Here is a 16369-nt window from a genome sequence, read left to right as displayed (position 1 = left end):
GTGAGGGCGTCGGCGGAAGACCGCCGGACGTCCGTCCCCACGACCACGGGTGGTGCCCCATGTCCGTCCCCTCCCCCTCCTCCTCCCGCTCCTTCCACCTCTCCCCCTCCGCCTCCCTCTCCCCCTCCGCCTCCCTCTCCCCCTCCGCCTCCCGCTCGCCCGTTCCGGAGTCCTGCGGCGTGCCGCACTTCGCGCCGCTGCGGGTGCCCGGCGGCCGGCACCGCCTGCGCCGGGCCGTGCGGCGCAGGCGGCGGGCGATCGCCGCCGGGCTGGTGGTGACGGCCGCGGCGCTGGCGGTTTCGGACGCGGTCACGGCCCCGGAGGGGAAGGGGGTGTGCGCCGATGCGTACCGGCTCGGGTCGCACTGAGTTCCTGGGGCGTCGCCTGTCCGTGTGTACGGACTGGACGGTCACGCACCGTGCACGGCGTAATGACTGCGCCAACCGCACATCCGACGAAGGGCACCGTGGTGAGCCAGGAGAAGAAGCAGAGCCTGCTGGAGGGTTTCAAGGCCTTCCTGATGCGGGGCAACGTGATCGACCTGGCGGTCGCGGTGGTGATCGGCGCCGCGTTCACCAACGTCGTCAACGCGGTGGTGCGGGGTGTGATCAACCCGATCGTCGGCGCCTTCGGCACCAAGGACCTGGAGAGCTACCAGTCCTGCCTGAAGGGCCCGTGCCGGGTGAACGAGAGCGGGGACGTCGTCAGCGGCATCCCGATCCTGTGGGGCTCGGTGCTCAGCGCCACGCTGAGCTTCCTGGTCACGGCCGCGGTCGTCTACTTCCTGATGGTGCTGCCCATGGCCAAGTACCTGGCGCGGCGGGCGGCACTGCAGAGGGAGAAGGCGGGCGTCAAGGAGACGCTGGAGGTCACCGAGCTGGAGGTGCTCAAGCAGATCCGCGACGAGCTCGTCGCCCAGCGGGGTCGGCCGAGCAGCTAGACCCTTCGGTCAGAGGGCCGCAGCCCGAGGCCGGGGCCGCTCGGGTCCCGGCCCGGGTGTCGGCTCGGGCGCCGGCTCAGATGTGGTGCGGCGGCTTCTCGTCGAGGAAGCGCGCCAGATCGGCGGCGCCGTCGCCCTCAGGAGTCCGCTCGCCCCAACCACGGTCCGTGTCGTCCGCCGACTGCTGGTCGAACGGATCGTCGAAGTCCAGCGCCGGCTTCTTCTTCGACGGCGCCGGCTCGGACTTCGCAGCTCGCGGGCCGGGGGTGGGGGCGGTGCTCATACTCCCAGCGTACGCCGAGGCAGGGAGCGCGGAAGCCACCTACTGGGTGGGCGCGGGCGGGTCTCCGGGCGCGGGCTCGCCCGTCGGGGCGGGCGGCTCTCCGGGCCCGGGGTCGCCGGTCGGGGCGGGCTGGTTTCCCGGGTCGCCCGGCACACCCGGCTCGCCAGGCTCACCCGGCTCGGGCTCTTCGGACTCCGGCGGCGGGGGGTTGCGCGGTGGGGTGGGCACGCGGCCACCGTAGGGCGAGCACCAGGGCTTCGCCCGTTGTGGGGGGCTTCGCGGGTGACGGCGTACCACCTGTACGGCCTCACCCACCGGGAAGACGGGCTCAGCCCGGCCTGTGCACCTGGCGTCAGGTGCCTGGCCGGGCTGGGGCGTCGACGGCCGGGTACGTGGGTACGCCCTGGCCAGCGAGGCGGAGGCCGCCGGCTTGCCGTAGGGCAAGGCAGCGGCGGACCGCTCGTGTCGGTTGGTTCAGCAGCCGTACTTGATGCTGGCGGAGACGGAGGCGCCGACGGCCGCGCCGGAGACCGCCCAGCTGACCGACTCGATCGAGGCGGGGGCCTGGCCGGCCGCGGCCGTGCCGAACTCGTCCGCGGTGGTGTAGGCGGCGTAACCTGCGATCAGCTTCTCGTTCATGGGTCCTCCCAAGGTGTGGTCCGTGCAAGCGGATGTGAGCGGTGATGCGACGGGCGGTCGGCGTTGTCCTGCCGCCCGGCTTCTGGGGAAGACTTCACCACTCGTGCGGGGCCGGGGGCGACCGACGGATGCCGTGATGACTGCCCTCCGGCAGTTCTGGCCTGCGCTTTTGCGGCTCGTTGTGATCTTTGAGCTCATAGTTGAGCACCTGCGCTTGGTACGGGTACAGGGGGCGCGCGCTGCGACAAGGCACTGCGCAAGGTTGTGTTCCGGGGGCGTCCTGCCAGGCCAGGGGCCGGAGCCTGAAGGTGGGACGGGCAGCGGCGTCGACAGGGAAGGAACCGGACTGGTGAGGTCGTGGTCAGCAGCCCAGGGCGTCGGCCCGGGGGCTGCGCGTCCTTCTGGCCTGCTCCGGGCGAGTCCGGATTACCGAAAGGTTCATCATGAACGAGAAGCTGATCGCTGGTTACGCCGCCTACACCACCGCGGACGAGTTCGGCACGGCCGCGGCCGGCCAGGCCCCCGCCTCGATCGAGTCGGTCAGCTGGGCGGTCTCCGGCGCGGCCGTCGGCGCCTCCGTCTCCGCCAGCATCAAGTACGGCTGCTGAGTTCCCCGGCTCAGCCCGAGGGTTCGCCCCGGTCAGCCCGAGGGTTCGCCCCGGGCCATGTGGGCTCCGCCCCTGCCGGGGCTTCACCCAGGGTGTGGTCTCCTCATCCCCCGGAGGAGACCACACCCTGGTCGCTCTCCACACCGGCGTCGGCCGCCGGGCCGCTGCCGCCGCCTCGTCTGCGCGTCACCGCCGCAGTCTGCCGGCAGTCCGGGTTCAGGCGATGGCCGAGGACGCGGACCCCGGGCGTGACGCGGTCACGGCCCGCTGCAGCGGCTCCCGCCGGGAGGTGAGGACGCGCTGAGGCATCGGCGAGCCAGGGCCGACGGGGCGTCTTGGGGGCAGTTGTTTCTGCTGCAGCGCCCGCAGCTGCAGATAGGACTCTCCCAGCGCCCCCTTCAGTGCCTTGATCTCGGAGAGCAGTTCGAGCTCTCGGGAACTGTGGTGTTCGGTCCGGCAGTCCAGGCCGTCCCGGCCCGCCTCGATGAAACGACGCTTCCAGTTGCCGACCGCCTGGCCTGACACTCCGGCGGTTCGTGCGGCCTCCGCGGCGGTGGTCTCACCGGACAGAATCGCCAGGACAATAGCGGCCTTCCTCTCGGCCGGCAGTGCAGGTGGGCGTGACACTGTTTCCTCTCCTTCGGCAAGTGAGGCGATTGCGGCGACGGATGACGGGCGACGAGTCCTCCGCAGTGCCCGCGATGTCAGCTCCGAACGCGGGCCCAGCCCCTCAGCTCTGGTTGTGCCAGTGCCTCGTCGACCGCGGCTTCCACGGCGTCCGCACGGCATTCCGGCTCGGGTGCGATCAGACACACCTCGGCACTCGACGCGGTGCGCGCGTCCAGATGCACGGTCCAGCGCTCAGGCAGCAATGAGGCGAGCCGGACGACCGCTGTCTCGGGGGCGGAAACCCCGGCTCCGGACACAGCGGCCTGGAGGGTCATGCGATGCTCGATAGACATGCGTGGTCGTCGACTTTCTGACTCGGTACGGCAGCGGGGCCCCACATCTCACCCCTGAGCCGGTCGGCAGCCGATGACGTGAAAAAGCGCAGGTCCGCTCCAGGCCGCTGCCGCCGACTGCCATCCGTGACGGTCAGCCCCAGTCGTGCACATCCTTGAAGGACGGCACAACGTCGGTGATGACGGCGCGGACGAAGCCTGCGATGTCGGTCACGGTCTGGCCGACTTCGGCGGGCGGGGCTCCGGGCACGAAGGTGTCCGCGGAGGCCGCGCCCGCGCTCCCCAGCACGAAGAGTGCGGCCCCCATGACGGATTGCGCAATTCTAGCGCTCGTACGACGCGAACTCTGGCTGGTCTTGGCGGAACGCCGCATGAAAAGACTCCCCCCAGTCATGCTGGCAACTGATGTTCTTACGCCGCCAACTCTGCGGCAAAGCGTCTCCGTGATCGACCCCGGCTGGACGCATCTTGCTGCATCCGCCCGTGCCGCATCCTGCATCCCGCCCGACCCGCACTCCCCCACGGCATCGGCGGCCATCGCGCGCCACACGGTCTTCATGCCGAAGTCGCGCCGTCGGAGCGCCAATCTGTGTTGCCCCCCAGCTGACGGCTAATCAATGATGGGCCCGTGGAGTGTGCATCTATCGGCGCCGCTGCACATCGAGGGGGATGATGAGATCACAGAACCTGAGTTTCCTGGGCGTCGCGGAAGAGGACGAGGAGGTCTACCGCCTGCTGCTGCGGCGCGGCGAGATGACGTTGAGTCAGCTCGGCAACCAACTCGGCAGGACGCTGGAGGAGACCAGCCGGAGACTCATCGCGAGCGGCCTGGTGCGCCAGACAGCCGACGGAGCCCTGCACCCCGTCTCACCGGCCCGAGCGGTCGACCATCTCATCGACGATTCCGTGGCCGATCTGCGCACCCGGCTCGAGCAGGAAGTGGTGGTCCGCGGGATCGTCGACTCACTGATCGCGGAGCGCGAACTGCTGCTCGACGCCCGGCGTACAGCGCAGGCCGATGCCGCCATCCAACGGCTGGAAGGCATGGAGGCCGTCCGCGCCGTCATCGACGAGCTCGCCTTCTTCACCTGGACCGAGAGCCTGACCACCAACCCGGCCGGCGTGTTGTCCGAGGACACCATCGCCCACGCCCGGCCCATCGACGAGCGCATACTGCGCCGCGGCGTACACATGCGCACCCTGCTGGGGGCGCACGCGCTGGACGACGACCCCACCATGGCCTACGCCAGGGAACTCGTGGCCAAGGGCGCCGAGATACGCATCTCCCGCGCCCCGCTGGAGCGCCTCATCATCTGTGACCGCAGCGCGGCCCTGACGCCGATCGACCCGGCGCACACGGCCAGGGGCGCCATCCTGACCCGCGAAGCCGGTCTGGTCGCCGCCCTCGTCTCGCTTTTCGAGCGCATGTGGGACCTCGCGGAAGAGCTGCCCGAGCAGGACGTCGTCGGATCCTCCGAGGCGCTGACCGAGCTGGAGCGGCAGGTGCTCCAGCTCATGTGCACCGCGGAAAAGGACGACAACGGCGCGCGCGAGCTCGGTGTCGCCGTACGCACCTACCGCAAGTACGTGGCCGTCCTCATGCGGCGTCTCGGCGCCACGAATCGGTTCCAGGCGGCCCTGCGGGCTCGTGAGCGCGGCTGGATCTAGGAAGTCGGTCTCCGGTGGGCGCCGCGTCGAGGGCCATCGTGCCGGTGGCCCGCCGCTGCAGCCAGGAGACCGCCGGTGAGGTGACGCAGGTGGTGACCAGTGCCATCAGGACGAGAACGGTGAACAGATCGGGGCCGATCACTCCCAGTTCCAGCCCGATGTTGAGCACGACCAGCTCGGTCAGCCCCCGGCAGTTCATCAGCGCTCCGACCGTCAGCGCGGCGGGCCAGCTCTGGCCCGCCGCCCGGGCCGCCAGAGCGGCGCCGCCCCACTTGCCCGCCACAGCGACCAGCAGGATGGCAGCGGCCCACAGCCACAGGGCGGCCGAGCCCATGAGGAGGGACACGTCCGTCTTCAGGCCGGTGCTGACGAAGTACAGCGGAAGCAGCACGGGGACCACGAACGTACGGATCTGGCCGGCGCACCGCTCGATCTTCCGGTTGCCCCGCGGGACGATCGCACCGAAGAGGAACGCACCGAACAGGGCGTGGATGCCGATGCGGTCCGTGGCGAAGCCGGCCAGGCACAGGCCGCTGACCAGCAGCACCATGACGACGGCATCGGCGTGTCGGTCGGCGCTGCGGGCCATGCGGCTGACCAGCGGGCGGACCGCACCGAGCAGGACCGCGACGAAGCCGGCGGCGACCACCGCCGTCACCACGGCGGCGGCCGGCGAACCGCTGCCGGCCACGGCCACGACCACCGCGAGCAGGCACCACGCGGTCACATCGTCGACGGCCGCACACACCATGGCCAGGGCCCCTGTCGGTGTGCCGTACAGGCCGCGGTCGATCAGGATGCGTGCCAGTACCGGAAACGCGGTGATGCTCATCGACACGGCGATGAAGAGCACGAACGCCGGTTGACCGGTGCCGCGCGGAGCCAGCGACGCGTACATGCCCCAGGCCAGCAGGGCCCCCAGAACCAGCGGGAGCCAGATGCTGATCTGGCTGACGGCCAGCGCTGTACGGCTTTGCCCCCGCATCGCGCCGAGATCCAGCTCCAGGCCGAGCAGGAACATGAACGCGAGCAGGCCCACCGTCCCCAGCGCGGACAGGTAGGGCAGGAAGGACTCGGGGAACAACCAGTGCTGTGCCTGCGGCCACAGCCGGCCCAGCAGTGAGGGTCCGAGCATGATCCCGACGGCGATCTCGCCGATCACCGGCGGCTGCCCCAGCCTTTGCAGCAGGAGGGCGCCGGACTGGCACGCCAGGATCACGACGGGGATGACGATGAGCAGATGGGCGGTCGGATCGGGGCCGGGCACGCGAGAACTCCTTGGGTTCGGTCGGGCACGACGGCGAGGCGGTGGCGGCCGCTCGCGGGTCTCAGGCGGCCAGCGCCTGGCGCCAGCGGACGGTGGTGCCGATCCGCAGAATGGAATTGCGGTAGATGCGAGCGGCCAGCGTCATGCAGGCGGCCGTGGCGGCCAGCATGAGGGCACCTGCGGCGAGTTGCTGGACGAGTGAGACTCCCCCGACCGCTGCCTGGAGAGGCATGAGCAGTCCGGAGAACGGCGGGATGTACTGGACGACCTGCACCCAGCCGGCCGACAGGTTGCCCGCGGCCCCGGCCGCGACGCCGACCGGTGCCATCGCCATGACCATGACCGGCATCAGTACCGACTGGAGGTCCTCCGGACGTGAGACCAGGGATCCGGCCGCGGCGAACAGGCAGGAGAAGAGGGCGAACGAAAGCAGGAACCAGAGTGCGGCGGAGGCGAGTGCCGTGGTGCCGGGCAGGGCGTCGGCCTGGCTGCTGACCACGACACGGGCCCCGGCGACGGCGGCCACGAGTACCAGGATCTGCACCACGGCCGCGGTGCCGATGCCGGCGACCTTGCCGGTCATCAGCCGCAGCGGGGTGAGCGTGGACAGCAGGACCTCGACGATGCGCGTGGACTTCTCCTCCACCACGCCCTGCGCCACCAGGGACCCCTGGCCGATGATCTGCATGAACAGGATGATCATCATGCTCACCGCAGTGCCCACCTGGACGGTGCTGCCCGCACCGGCGCCCACCGTCTCCACGTGGGGACCGGCCTGGGCCACGGTCCGCTCGAGCCGATCCACATCCACGTGCTGCTCGTCATAACCCCTGGCGGTCGCCCAGGACTCGGCGAGCGCGACGGCGCCGGTGCGGGCCTGCTCCGGGCTGTCCCCTCGGACGAAGACGGTGGCTTTGCCGCCGCTCACAGCGACCGCCGCCCCGACCTTCTTGTCGATGGTCCGCGCCTTCGCCTCCGACAGCTGCGCGCACGAGCGCACGCGGATTCCGGCCGGGGGTGTGCCGAACCGCTCGGCCGGCGCTCCGCACACGGCCACTGTCTCGGTCTTGGGGGAGTTGGCGTAATCGAGCCCCACGACGAGACCGAAGATGGCGAGCACCATGACCAGCGTCCCGACGAAGTACCCCTTGGACGCGAGCCTGGAGTCGATCTCCCTGCGGTACACGAGCCAGACGTCGGCCCAGGAACCGCGGCGCTTGGGGGATGTGCTCTTCACTGGGCGTCGCCCTCCATCGGTCGTACGTCGACAAGGTCACGGAACAGCTCGGTGAGACCGGGGCGTTGGCGGCTGAGATGACGGACCCGCCCCGCCTCGGTGGCGGCCCGCAGCACGTCGTTCTCGTCATGGCCGGCGGAAAGCTCGATCAGCAGCCGGTCGCCCTCGCGCCGGAAGGAGGCCACCGCCGCGCAGGCACGGGCCCAGCCGTCGCCGTCCGCGTCCACTTCGATGGCCAGGTGGTCCCCTCCCTGGGCACGGCGCAGCTCCTCGAGGGTCCCCTCGGCGACCAGCCGTCCGGCCCGGACCACGCCGACGCGGTGACACAGGCGCTCCACCAGCTCGAGCTGGTGACTGGAGAAGAGCACCGGCACACCCTGCGCCGCCTTGTCCAGGAGTACGTCGCTCATGTCGTCGACGGCCATGGGGTCCAGGCCGGAGAAGGGCTCGTCGAGGACCAGGACGTCGGGGTCATGGACGAGCGCGGCCGCCAGCTGCACACGCTGCTGGTTGCCGAGGCTGAGGGCGTCCACCGTCTTGTCGCGGTGCTGCTCGATGCGCAGCCGCTCGGTCCAGCGGAGCATGGAGGCCCGGGCGTCGGCCGACGACATGCCATGGAGCCGGCCCAGGTAGACCAGTTGCTTGGCCACGGTCATCTTCGGGTACAGGCCGCGTTCTTCCGGCATGTACCCGAACCGGGCGGCCTCTTGCTGGCCGACGGGGACGTCTCCCCACCGGACCTCGCCCGCGTCCGGCGCCAGCACGCCGACGGCGATTCGCATGGTGGTGGTCTTGCCGGCTCCATTGCTGCCGACGAAGCCGAACAGTTCACCCCGCGGGACGGTGAAGGACAGGTCGCTGAGCGCCTGGTGGGCGCCATAGGTCTTGGAGATGCAGTCGATTTCCAGGGGTTTCATCACGAAGGTCTTCCTGGACGAAGGAGAGAGGAGAGCCGGAGAGAGAAGAGGGAGGCGACGCGCGGTGAGGGCGGAGCCCTGACAACTCTCGCGCAAGCAGTTCCCTTGATGGAACTACTTGAAGTTTAGGAAAGTGGATGCCATGATGGCAACCATGGACGCAGAAGAAGCCCGCAACAGCCTCGAACAAGCCCGCCGGTCCTACAGCGCGTCGGTGCGCCCGCCCCTCCCCGCCTGGGCACCACCGGTGTGCGGTGCGATGTACGGCGCCGCCGTGGCCCTGGTCGGCCAGGCCCCCGGCAACGGGTGGGTGCGGCTGGCCGCCACGCTCATCGGCCTCGCTCTGGCCCTCGGAGCCTGGGCGGTGGTCGTGGGCATCCGCGCCCGGCAGGGCGTGCGGGGCCTGCGCGGGCCCGCGCGCCGCACCCAGGCCGCGCTGGTGGCCGGCGCCGCCGCCTTCCTCGTCTCGGCGCTCAACAGCACACCGGAGCTGCGCTGGCTCTATGTGGCCATGGGCGTCGCGGTCGCGGGCCTCGCGTGGTACCTGCTGCAGAGGAAGGTCCAGTAGTGGACGACGTGACCGACAACCTCGACGAACTGTTCCGCACGGCAACCCGGTTGCGGATCGCGGCGTTCCTCTCCGGGTGCGACGAAGCGGAGTTCCGTGCGGTGCAGGAGTACTGCGATCTGTCGCCGTCGGCCCTGTCGAAGAACGTGTCCGCCTTCGAAGAGGCCGGCTACCTGGCCGTACGCAAAGGCCACGTGGGGAAGACGCCTCGCACCTGGCTCGCCCTGACCGACCGGGGGCGGTCGGCTCTGGCCGGCCATCTCGCCGCCATGCAGAGCATCGCCGACGCGGCCGCCCGGCACGCCCGGCAGCACAACCCGCCCCAGTGACCGCTCCGCCGTACGCAAGCACGACAGGGTGCGGCTTCTGACCATCAGGCCAGAAGACCGCACCTATGCCGTTCATCAGGTACCGCTGCTCACCAGCGGTACGTGATGCTCGCGGACGGCCCCAAGCCCGCCGCACGCGTCACGCAGTCCCCGCCCAGCCATCCGGCCCGGGTGACCGGTGCCGGCGCCGCCGTACGACGGCGTTCTTGGCGGAAGCGAGCGGAACGTTCCGCCCAGGACACGACGCTCATGAGGATTCCCCTTGAAGGAGGAAGCGCGGACGAAATGTCAGCACTTCGAGGTGACCGTGGTCGCGGAAAGACCGATCGACGCGATGGTGATGGTGATGGTCTCGGCGGAGGCCGGGGCCTGACCGGCGGCGGCCGTGCCGAACTCGTCCGCGGTGGTGTAGGCGGCGTAACCGGCGATCAGCTTCTCGTTCATGGAAATCTCCTTTGTCGTGGAACCGGGCTTGCGGCGACAGGCCCGGTGAAGGTTTCTTCTCTTCCGCACCGTGACCGGGATCTCGCGTCCGCGCCTCGGCGTTGAAAGAACTTCATCACGCGGGGATTTCGGCCGTCGAGGAATGCGGATCGCCCTCTTTACCCCTCAGGATTCCCGAGCTGGGCGGCTACGCCGGAACAAGAAACTTTGGCGCGTTTGTTGAAACGGCGGCTCGGCCGTCAGGCGCCGACGGGTGCCGTCTCCTGGGACTGGGCCTTCGCCTTGGCCTTTGCCTCTTCCCTGGCGGCCGCCTCCTTGGCGTCGGCGACCATCTGGTTGCGGCGCTTCATGACCTCTTCCAGCCCCTGCTCGCCCATCGGGTCGAAGCTGACCACGTCCGGGAGCGCCTTGATGCCGGAGATCAGGGTGATGAACCCGACCGCCGAGTTCTCGATGTAGGTACGGCCGATGGCCTGCGCCCGCTCCATGTACTCCTCCCGCAGCCGGTTGGGGTCCATGAAGAAGCGGACGTACGCGAGGATGTCGTGGTAGAGCTGCCGGTACGTGGCGTCGAACCGCTCCAGCGCCTGGTCCTGCTCGGCCGGGTTGTCCAGTGCCGCGTCGAGGGCGCGCGCCGCCAGCCAGGCGGCCGACGTGCCCAGCCACACGCCGGAGGAGAACAGGGGGTCGATGAACGCGGCCGAGTCGCCGACCGCCACCCAGCCGGGGCCGTAGAACCGGTCACAGATGTGCGACCAGTCCCGGGTGGTGCGCAGCTCGCCCACCGTGGAGACGTCGGCCATGGTCTTGGCGATCCGGCTGGAGGCCAGCCCCTCGGCGAAGACGTCCTGCTGGCTGCGGCCCTGGCGCGTCAGCTCCGTCAGCCGCTCGACCGGCAGCACGTAGCCGATGCTCAGCTTGTCCTCGGCCAGCGGAATGCCCCACATCCAGCCGCCGCCCTCGATCGCCTCGACGAGAATGTCGTCCGGGTGCTCCAGCGGCGTGTACTGCGCCGTGTAACCCCAGATCGCGACGTTGCGCAGATCGTCCTGCCAGGTGATGCCGGTCAGCTTGCGGGTGAGGGTGCGGTGCTGGCCCGAGGCGTCCACGACGAACCGGCCCCGCACCATGTGCGGGACGCCCGCGTGCTTGTACGCGACGCCCGTGACACGTCCGTCGTCGTTCTGCAGAACGTCGGTGACCTGGGCCTCCTCGACGACCTCGACACCCAGCTCCCGGGCTCTGTCGAGCAGCAGCTTGTCGAACTCGTCGCGGCGCACGTGCCACGAGTGGTCGTACAGGCCACCGGTCGCGCTGAAGTCGGACCGCCAGGGCTGCGGGTCCTTCCCCCACACCAGGTTGATGCCGCTCTTGTGCTGGAACCGCTTCTCGAGCTCCTCGACGACCCCGAGCTCCTCCATGACCGGGATCATCCCGGTCACCATCGACTCGCCTATGTGGTAGCGCGGGAAGCTCTCGCGCTCCATCAGGAAGACCCGTCGGCCCTGCTTGGCCAGCAGGCCGGCGATGGTGGAGCCGGCGGGCCCGCCGCCCACGACGACCACGTCGTACTGTGCTTCAGACATCGTTGCTGTCCTTCTCGTTGGGCGGATCAGAAGGTCCGCAGTACCTCGGTGACCGGAGACGAAAGATTGCGGGCCGGCTCGCTCGGATCGATCCCGGCGTCGATGAAGGCCGCCGCGACGGCCTCGCGCACCGAGCCCTGGGCGGCGTCGGCCGAGGCCGCGTGCTGGACGAGCGCCTCCGCCAGGACGTGTGTGCGATGCTGCCCGAAGCTCATGTCACGGCGCGACAGCCGCCGCTCGTCGGGCTCGAACGCGCAGCCCACCGATTCGTTGACGGGGTGGGTGAACGGCGACGTTCCCGCTGCCAGCAGGCCGGTGTCCGCGAGGGCCTGTGCGCACCCGCGCGCGATCCGCCAGGCGGGCCGGGGCAGGTACACCACCAGGGCGTCGTTGCGGGGGTAGAGCTGTCGCGAGGAGGAGATCTTCGCGCGCCACGGAACGCGCGCCTCCTCGAGGAAGTCGAGGAGCACCTTCCACACGCCCGGCGCGGCCTCGGGATCGTCGAGCCGCGCATAGAGGCGCAGTGTCGCGCCGCCGCGGGTGGCGGGAAGGCTGGAGGTGGCCAGGAAGAAGCCGGGCGACAGGCCGGGCCGGCCGCTCGGCACCGCGACCTCAACGCTGTGCTCGGCGCGGGCCAGTACGGCCGAAGCCGGTACCTGGACCCGCACCCCGTCCAGGACGGCCACGACATGGTCGGCGTCCTCGGCGATCTCGGCGATCTTGGCGTTCCCGGTGTTCCCGGTGTTCCCGGTGTTCCCGGCGTTCCCGGTGTTCCCGGCGTTCCCCGTGACGAGGTGACCCGTCAGTGGGGACACACGGTCGCCGGTCGCCTCCCGCAGCCGTTGGTCGAACTCCGCCTCGCGCCACGTCCGTGGCTGCACGTCGAGCGGCTTTTCACGGCCGGTGTGCAACGTCTGGTAGAGCACGTTGGACAGCTTCTGCACCAGCTGCTGCGGGCTGCCGCTCTCGTACGTCTCGCCCGCCGTCCGGGCACGCAGGCCGCCGGGCTCCACCACCACACGGTCCAGCAGGCCGGTCACCCGCGCGTTGAGTTCCAGATGTCCGTGCATGTCAGCCCTCCAAGCCCAGCGATGAGGTGAATTCGGCGGGGGCGAGCAGCACGGTGCGGCCGATGCCCGCGGCCGCCTTGACCACGGGCGACAGAATCGCCGCGCTCTCCGAGGACGCAAGCATCCGGTCGAGCATGTGCCAGCCGGCATAGGCGGCGGCCCGCACGGCCAGCCCCTCGTCCGCGACGACGGACTCGGGTGCGTGCTTCAGGTAGGACCGGAAGAACGCCCGCACGAGCGGGGCCTGCTGCTCGATCTCCGCGGCACCCGTGGCGACGATCTCCTCGTGACCGGGGATGTGCCCGAGCGGTGATGCCTCGGCCAGCCTCTTCGGGATGTCCGAGGTGGCCTGGAACAGCCACTCGCCCGCGAAGGCGCCGATGTCACGCGCCGGGTCCGCTATCCGGGACTCCTCGAAGTCCGTCAGGTGCAGTGTGCCGCCGGCCCGCAGGAACTGATCCAGTCGCATGTCGCCGTGGATCGGCAGCCGTGTGCCCGCTCCGGCCGCGTCCTCGTCCCGCAGCGCTTCCAGCGCCCGCACCACCTCGGCGTCGTTGTGCAGCAACCGCCACATGGCCAGCTCGGCGCCCGACGCCTCGACGTACCGCGCGAACGGCAGCGCCCTCAGCAGGCCCACCGGCGGGAGCGGGTGCGCACTCGTGTCGAAGCCCGTGGGGTCGAGACTGTGCAGCGCGGCCACCAAAGAGCCCGCCTGGGAACTCAGCTCCTCGTCGAACAGACCGTCCGCCGCCAGTTCGGTCCCCGTCTCGCCGTTGGGGAGGTACTCGAACACCATGAGCGCGTGCTCCGGGTCCGAACCGATCAGCACCGGCATCGGCAGCCGGCCCTGCCCGCGCTCCCACACGGTCCGGGTACGGGAAAGCCGTTCCTGGCGGAATCCGCCGGAGAACCGCTTGACGAAGACATGCATGCCCTTGGCCGTCGTGCCGGCCCAGTTGTCATTGCGTCCACGGGGGCTGGTCGTCGTCTCGGGATCGAGAGGCCCCAAGCCAAGACGAATGAGCAGAGCATCCACGTGGGGAACGCTCAGGAGGTCGACCGGCTGAAACCGGGACGGCCTCTCTCTTGTGCCGATCGTTTTCACCATGGAACGGGACAGTAGAGGTCGGTTCGAGGATCTCTCAACGCTCAACTTTCGCGTTAGTTGACGCCGGACAGGATCGGTGCAATTCCACGGGCGACGATCACCGGCGGAGTCAAATTAACCGTTGAACAGCCCCGACCGGCGAGGTCTAATCTCTCGCATGTCGGACTCGATACAACGCGCGACGTTGGACAACGGACTGCGTGTGGTGGCGCAGCGCGTACACGGAATTCCCGGAGTGGGAGTCGCCGTTCACTATCGGGTGGGTTTCCGTAGTGAGCCGCGCATGCGTTCAGGATTTGCGCATCTTTTTGAGCACATGATGTTCCAGGGATCCTTGAATGTGCGGCGCGGAGAGCATTTCGAGCGCATTCAGGAGCACGGCGGGCAGGTCAACGGCCACACCTTCCCCGATCACACCGACTACTACCAGGTCGTGTCGGCGGGGATGCTGGCCGACGTGCTGGCCATGGAAGCGGACCGCATGGCGGGTCTGGCCATCACCCGCGAGAACCTGGACACCCAGCGGGACGTGGTCAAGCAGGAGATCCGGCTGCAGGTCGAGGGCAGGCCCTACGGAGGGTTCCCCTGGACGACGCTGCCCGCCGTCCAGTTCCGGAAATGGGAGAACACCCACAACGGATACGGCGACATCGCCGACCTGGAGGCGGCCACGGCCGAGGAATGCGCCGACTTCTACGCCCGGCACTACGCTCCCGGCAACGCCGTACTGGCCCTCTGTGGCGATCTCGCCCCCGCGGCCGCCATCGACGCGGCCCGGCGCGCCTTCCGCTCGGTGCCCGCGCGTCCCGTGCCGGCGGCGGTCGACGTGTCCGAGCCCTGGCCGACCCGCGAGCGGCGGGGCACCGCGCACGACCCGCTGATCCCACGCCCGGCCCTCGCCATCGGCTGGCGGCTTCCCGACCCGGGCGTCTCCCTCGCCGACTACGCCGCTTTCGTGGTCCTGTCCCACCTGCTCACCAGCGGTGCGTCCGCCCGGCTGCGGCAGGCCTTGGCGGCCCACGACACCGTCGTCGACACGTCCGTGGGACTGTTCGGGCCCCTGATGGTACGAGATCCCGACACCTTCGTCGCCGTCGCCCACCATCCCGAGGGAGCGGCCGATGCCGTGCTCCGCACCATCGAGGGCGAGGTCCGCCAGATCGGCGAGCGGGGCGCCGGCGTGGACGAGTCACGCCGCGCCGTCGCCAACGCGCTGACCCGGCAGTACCTGCAACTCGACTCTCTGGCCTACCGGGTGCGGGCGCTGGCCAGGGGCGAACTGCTCTTCCGGCAGCCGCTGATCGCCGACCGGCTCGCCCGGCATATCGCCGAAGTCGGCCCCGCACTGATAAGCCGTGCCGCCGGCCGCCTGACCCGAGGCCATGAGCGGGCGGTCCTGCATCTGCGGCAGTCCCCTGTGCGGCAGCCCCCTCCGCAGCAGCTCCATCCGCAGCAGCCCAAGGAGACCGCAGCATGACCTCCCCCTCGGTGCCCCACCTCTCGGACCTGATCAGCCGCCCCGGCCCGCACGGTCTCGGCATCACCACCTCCGTGCTGCCCACCGTCCCCCTCGTCCAGGCCCATCTCGGCATCCCCGCCGACATCGCCGGCCCGGCCGACCTCGCCGACATCGACGTCCTGCTCGCCTGCTGGCCCGACCTGCCGGCCTGTATCCGCTTCGAGCAGCACGGCGGCTCCGTCGACGTCGGCCGCCGCAACCAGTGGCTGACTCTCTCCCTCACCTGTACCAGCGATCGGCTGCCGCTCCTCGCCGATGTCGTCGCCGAGGTTCTCGACCCCCTCTACACGCCCGCACGGGTGGCCGCCGCGGCCGCCAAGGCCGGCCGACAGGCCACCCTCGTGGCCGCCCAGCCGTCGGCCGACTCCGTACGCCAGCTGTGGCGCAGCCTGTACGGGCACGTCCCCGCCTCCGCCGACCCCGCGCCCTCCGCGGACGAGATCTCCGCCGTCACCGCGGAACGCGTCGCCCGCGCCCACGCGCACCGCCTCCGACCGCAGGAGGGACACCTCGTCCTCGTCGGCGACCTGGACGGTGAGCACGCCCACGCCCTCATCGGCACGGTGCTCGCCGACTGGCAACCCCGCTCTCCCGGCGCGCCCCCGCCCCGGCCCCGCATCCTCGCCCGGCCGGCGGGCTCCCTTCACCGGCCCCGGCCCTCCTGGGCGCACACCCAGATCCGCCTCGCGGCGCGTACGGCCTCCCGGCGCAGCCACTGGCAGTTCGCCGTCGACCAGATCGCGGCGCACATCCTCGGCGGCAGTTTCGGCTCCCGTATCAACACCGTCCTGCGCGAGGAGGAGGGGCTCGCCTACCGCACCCATGCCTCGCTCCTGGACCACTTGGACGACGATCTGCTGCTGGTGGAGGCCGATGTCGACAGCGGCAGGTCCGACACCGCCCACGCCCACCTGCTGCGCGTCCTCGACGACTTCGCGGAGCACGGCCCCACCGACCGCGAACTGCGCAGCGCCGTCAGCCATGTTCTCGGCAAGTACGCGCTGAACCTGGGGACCCAGGCCGGCCGGGCGGCGTGCATCCTGTCGTACCTCACCGTCGGCTTCCCTCTGACCGCGATGAACTCGCTGCTGGGGCACCTGCCGCAGCTCACCCGGAGCGACGTCCGGACGGCGGCCGCCCAGTTCCGATCCACCCAGCTCACCGGCGTGATCTGCGGCCCCGTCCGGACGCCCGCCGACACGCCCCTGCCGCACGCTTCCTGAG

The 16369-nt window shown here is 70.3% G+C and carries 20 protein-coding genes; 8 read left to right on the top strand and 12 right to left on the bottom strand.

From position 1 onward, the window contains the following. Positions 1-59 precede the first annotated feature (59 nt). Positions 60-368 carry a hypothetical protein gene (locus tag AB0A69_RS10525; protein WP_361418053.1) on the top strand — a complete coding sequence of 103 codons (309 nt, stop codon included), beginning with the start codon at positions 60-62 and terminating at the stop codon, positions 366-368. 62 nt (positions 369-430) lie between these two features. Next, positions 431-940, top strand: coding sequence for an MscL family protein (locus AB0A69_RS10520; protein WP_361418050.1), 510 nt, complete (start codon positions 431-433; stop codon positions 938-940). A 76-nt stretch (positions 941-1016) separates the two neighbouring features. Here AB0A69_RS10520 and AB0A69_RS10515 read toward each other — a convergent pair whose 3' ends face one another. Together AB0A69_RS10515 and AB0A69_RS10510 are read right to left on the bottom strand one after the other, a co-directional pair. Further along, entirely contained in the window at positions 1017-1223 is a 207-nt protein-coding gene (locus tag AB0A69_RS10515) for a hypothetical protein (protein ID WP_361418047.1), read from the bottom strand. Between the two features lie 474 nt (positions 1224-1697). Beyond that, complete coding sequence (locus AB0A69_RS10510) at positions 1698-1862, bottom strand: LxmA leader domain family RiPP (RefSeq protein ID WP_361418044.1); 165 nt, start codon at positions 1860-1862, stop codon at positions 1698-1700. A 443-nt stretch (positions 1863-2305) separates the two neighbouring features. Between AB0A69_RS10510 and AB0A69_RS10505 the strand changes: the two genes are divergently transcribed. Further along, positions 2306-2470, top strand: a complete 165-nt coding sequence (locus tag AB0A69_RS10505; RefSeq protein WP_361418044.1) for an LxmA leader domain family RiPP — start codon at positions 2306-2308, stop codon at positions 2468-2470. 216 nt (positions 2471-2686) lie between these two features. Here AB0A69_RS10505 and AB0A69_RS10500 read toward each other — a convergent pair whose 3' ends face one another. The 3 genes from AB0A69_RS10500 to AB0A69_RS10490 all read right to left on the bottom strand — a co-directional run bounded on the left by AB0A69_RS10500 (position 2687) and on the right by AB0A69_RS10490 (position 3739). Then, positions 2687-3259, bottom strand: coding sequence for a helix-turn-helix domain-containing protein (locus tag AB0A69_RS10500; RefSeq protein WP_361418444.1), 573 nt, complete (start codon positions 3257-3259; stop codon positions 2687-2689). Further along, positions 3175-3414 carry a hypothetical protein gene (locus tag AB0A69_RS10495; RefSeq protein WP_361418482.1) on the bottom strand — a complete coding sequence of 80 codons (240 nt, stop codon included), beginning with the start codon at positions 3412-3414 and terminating at the stop codon, positions 3175-3177. Before AB0A69_RS10495 ends, AB0A69_RS10500 begins: the two co-directional genes overlap by 85 nt. A gap of 151 nt (positions 3415-3565) precedes the next feature. Beyond that, positions 3566-3739, bottom strand: a complete 174-nt coding sequence (locus tag AB0A69_RS10490; protein WP_361418041.1) for a hypothetical protein — start codon at positions 3737-3739, stop codon at positions 3566-3568. 365 nt (positions 3740-4104) lie between these two features. Here AB0A69_RS10490 and AB0A69_RS10485 point away from each other — a divergent pair, with 365 nt between their 5' ends. After that, entirely contained in the window at positions 4105-5100 is a 996-nt protein-coding gene (locus AB0A69_RS10485) for a LuxR C-terminal-related transcriptional regulator (protein WP_361418038.1), read from the top strand. On the opposite strand, the gene AB0A69_RS10480 is transcribed toward AB0A69_RS10485, so the two are convergent. From AB0A69_RS10480 to AB0A69_RS10470, 3 genes are all read right to left on the bottom strand, one after another. Continuing rightward, positions 5030-6367: a cation:proton antiporter gene (locus AB0A69_RS10480; protein ID WP_361418035.1), complete on the bottom strand. Its 1338-nt coding sequence runs from the start codon at positions 6365-6367 to the stop codon at positions 5030-5032. The genes AB0A69_RS10485 and AB0A69_RS10480 overlap by 71 nt on opposite strands. A gap of 61 nt (positions 6368-6428) precedes the next feature. Further along, positions 6429-7604 carry an ABC transporter permease gene (locus tag AB0A69_RS10475; protein WP_361418032.1) on the bottom strand — a complete coding sequence of 392 codons (1176 nt, stop codon included), beginning with the start codon at positions 7602-7604 and terminating at the stop codon, positions 6429-6431. Further along, a complete protein-coding gene (locus AB0A69_RS10470) occupies positions 7601-8521 on the bottom strand; it encodes an ATP-binding cassette domain-containing protein (RefSeq protein WP_361418029.1) in 921 nt (306 codons plus the stop codon). Before AB0A69_RS10470 ends, AB0A69_RS10475 begins: the two co-directional genes overlap by 4 nt. Positions 8522-8675: 154 nt before the next feature. Here AB0A69_RS10470 and AB0A69_RS10465 point away from each other — a divergent pair, with 154 nt between their 5' ends. Both AB0A69_RS10465 and AB0A69_RS10460 read left to right on the top strand, forming a co-directional pair. After that, the gene (locus tag AB0A69_RS10465) at positions 8676-9089 is read left to right on the top strand and encodes a hypothetical protein (protein WP_361418026.1); all 414 of its coding nucleotides are present in this window, start codon (positions 8676-8678) and stop codon (positions 9087-9089) included. Then, positions 9089-9418: a transcriptional regulator gene (locus AB0A69_RS10460; RefSeq protein WP_361418021.1), complete on the top strand. Its 330-nt coding sequence runs from the start codon at positions 9089-9091 to the stop codon at positions 9416-9418. Before AB0A69_RS10465 ends, AB0A69_RS10460 begins: the two co-directional genes overlap by 1 nt. 288 nt (positions 9419-9706) lie before the next feature. On the opposite strand, the gene AB0A69_RS10455 is transcribed toward AB0A69_RS10460, so the two are convergent. From AB0A69_RS10455 to lxmK, 4 genes are all read right to left on the bottom strand, one after another. Then, complete coding sequence (locus AB0A69_RS10455) at positions 9707-9862, bottom strand: LxmA leader domain family RiPP (protein ID WP_361418018.1); 156 nt, start codon at positions 9860-9862, stop codon at positions 9707-9709. Positions 9863-10101: 239 nt separating this feature from the next. Further along, positions 10102-11448: an NAD(P)/FAD-dependent oxidoreductase gene (locus tag AB0A69_RS10450; protein WP_361418015.1), complete on the bottom strand. Its 1347-nt coding sequence runs from the start codon at positions 11446-11448 to the stop codon at positions 10102-10104. 26 nt (positions 11449-11474) lie between these two features. After that, positions 11475-12518 (bottom strand): T3SS effector HopA1 family protein, encoded by a 1044-nt coding sequence (locus AB0A69_RS10445; RefSeq protein ID WP_361418012.1) that lies wholly within the window; start codon positions 12516-12518, stop codon positions 11475-11477. A gap of 1 nt (position 12519) precedes the next feature. Beyond that, complete coding sequence (gene lxmK / locus AB0A69_RS10440) at positions 12520-13626, bottom strand: class V lanthionine synthetase subunit LxmK (protein ID WP_361418009.1); 1107 nt, start codon at positions 13624-13626, stop codon at positions 12520-12522. A gap of 157 nt (positions 13627-13783) precedes the next feature. On the opposite strand from lxmK, the gene AB0A69_RS10435 reads away from it, so the two are divergent. Together AB0A69_RS10435 and AB0A69_RS10430 are read left to right on the top strand one after the other, a co-directional pair. Then, on the top strand, positions 13784-15103 hold the full coding sequence (locus AB0A69_RS10435; RefSeq protein WP_361418006.1) for a pitrilysin family protein: 1320 nt from the start codon (positions 13784-13786) through the stop codon (positions 15101-15103). Beyond that, positions 15100-16368, top strand: a complete 1269-nt coding sequence (locus AB0A69_RS10430; protein ID WP_361418003.1) for an insulinase family protein — start codon at positions 15100-15102, stop codon at positions 16366-16368. Before AB0A69_RS10435 ends, AB0A69_RS10430 begins: the two co-directional genes overlap by 4 nt. The last annotated feature ends 1 nt before the right edge of the window (position 16369 follow it).

The organism is Streptomyces sp. NPDC045431 (assembly GCF_040646655.1).
Classification (GTDB): Bacteria; Actinomycetota; Actinomycetes; order Streptomycetales; family Streptomycetaceae; genus Streptomyces.
Note: the sequence above shows the minus strand (reverse complement) of the source record. Positions and strands in the feature narration are given on the sequence as shown.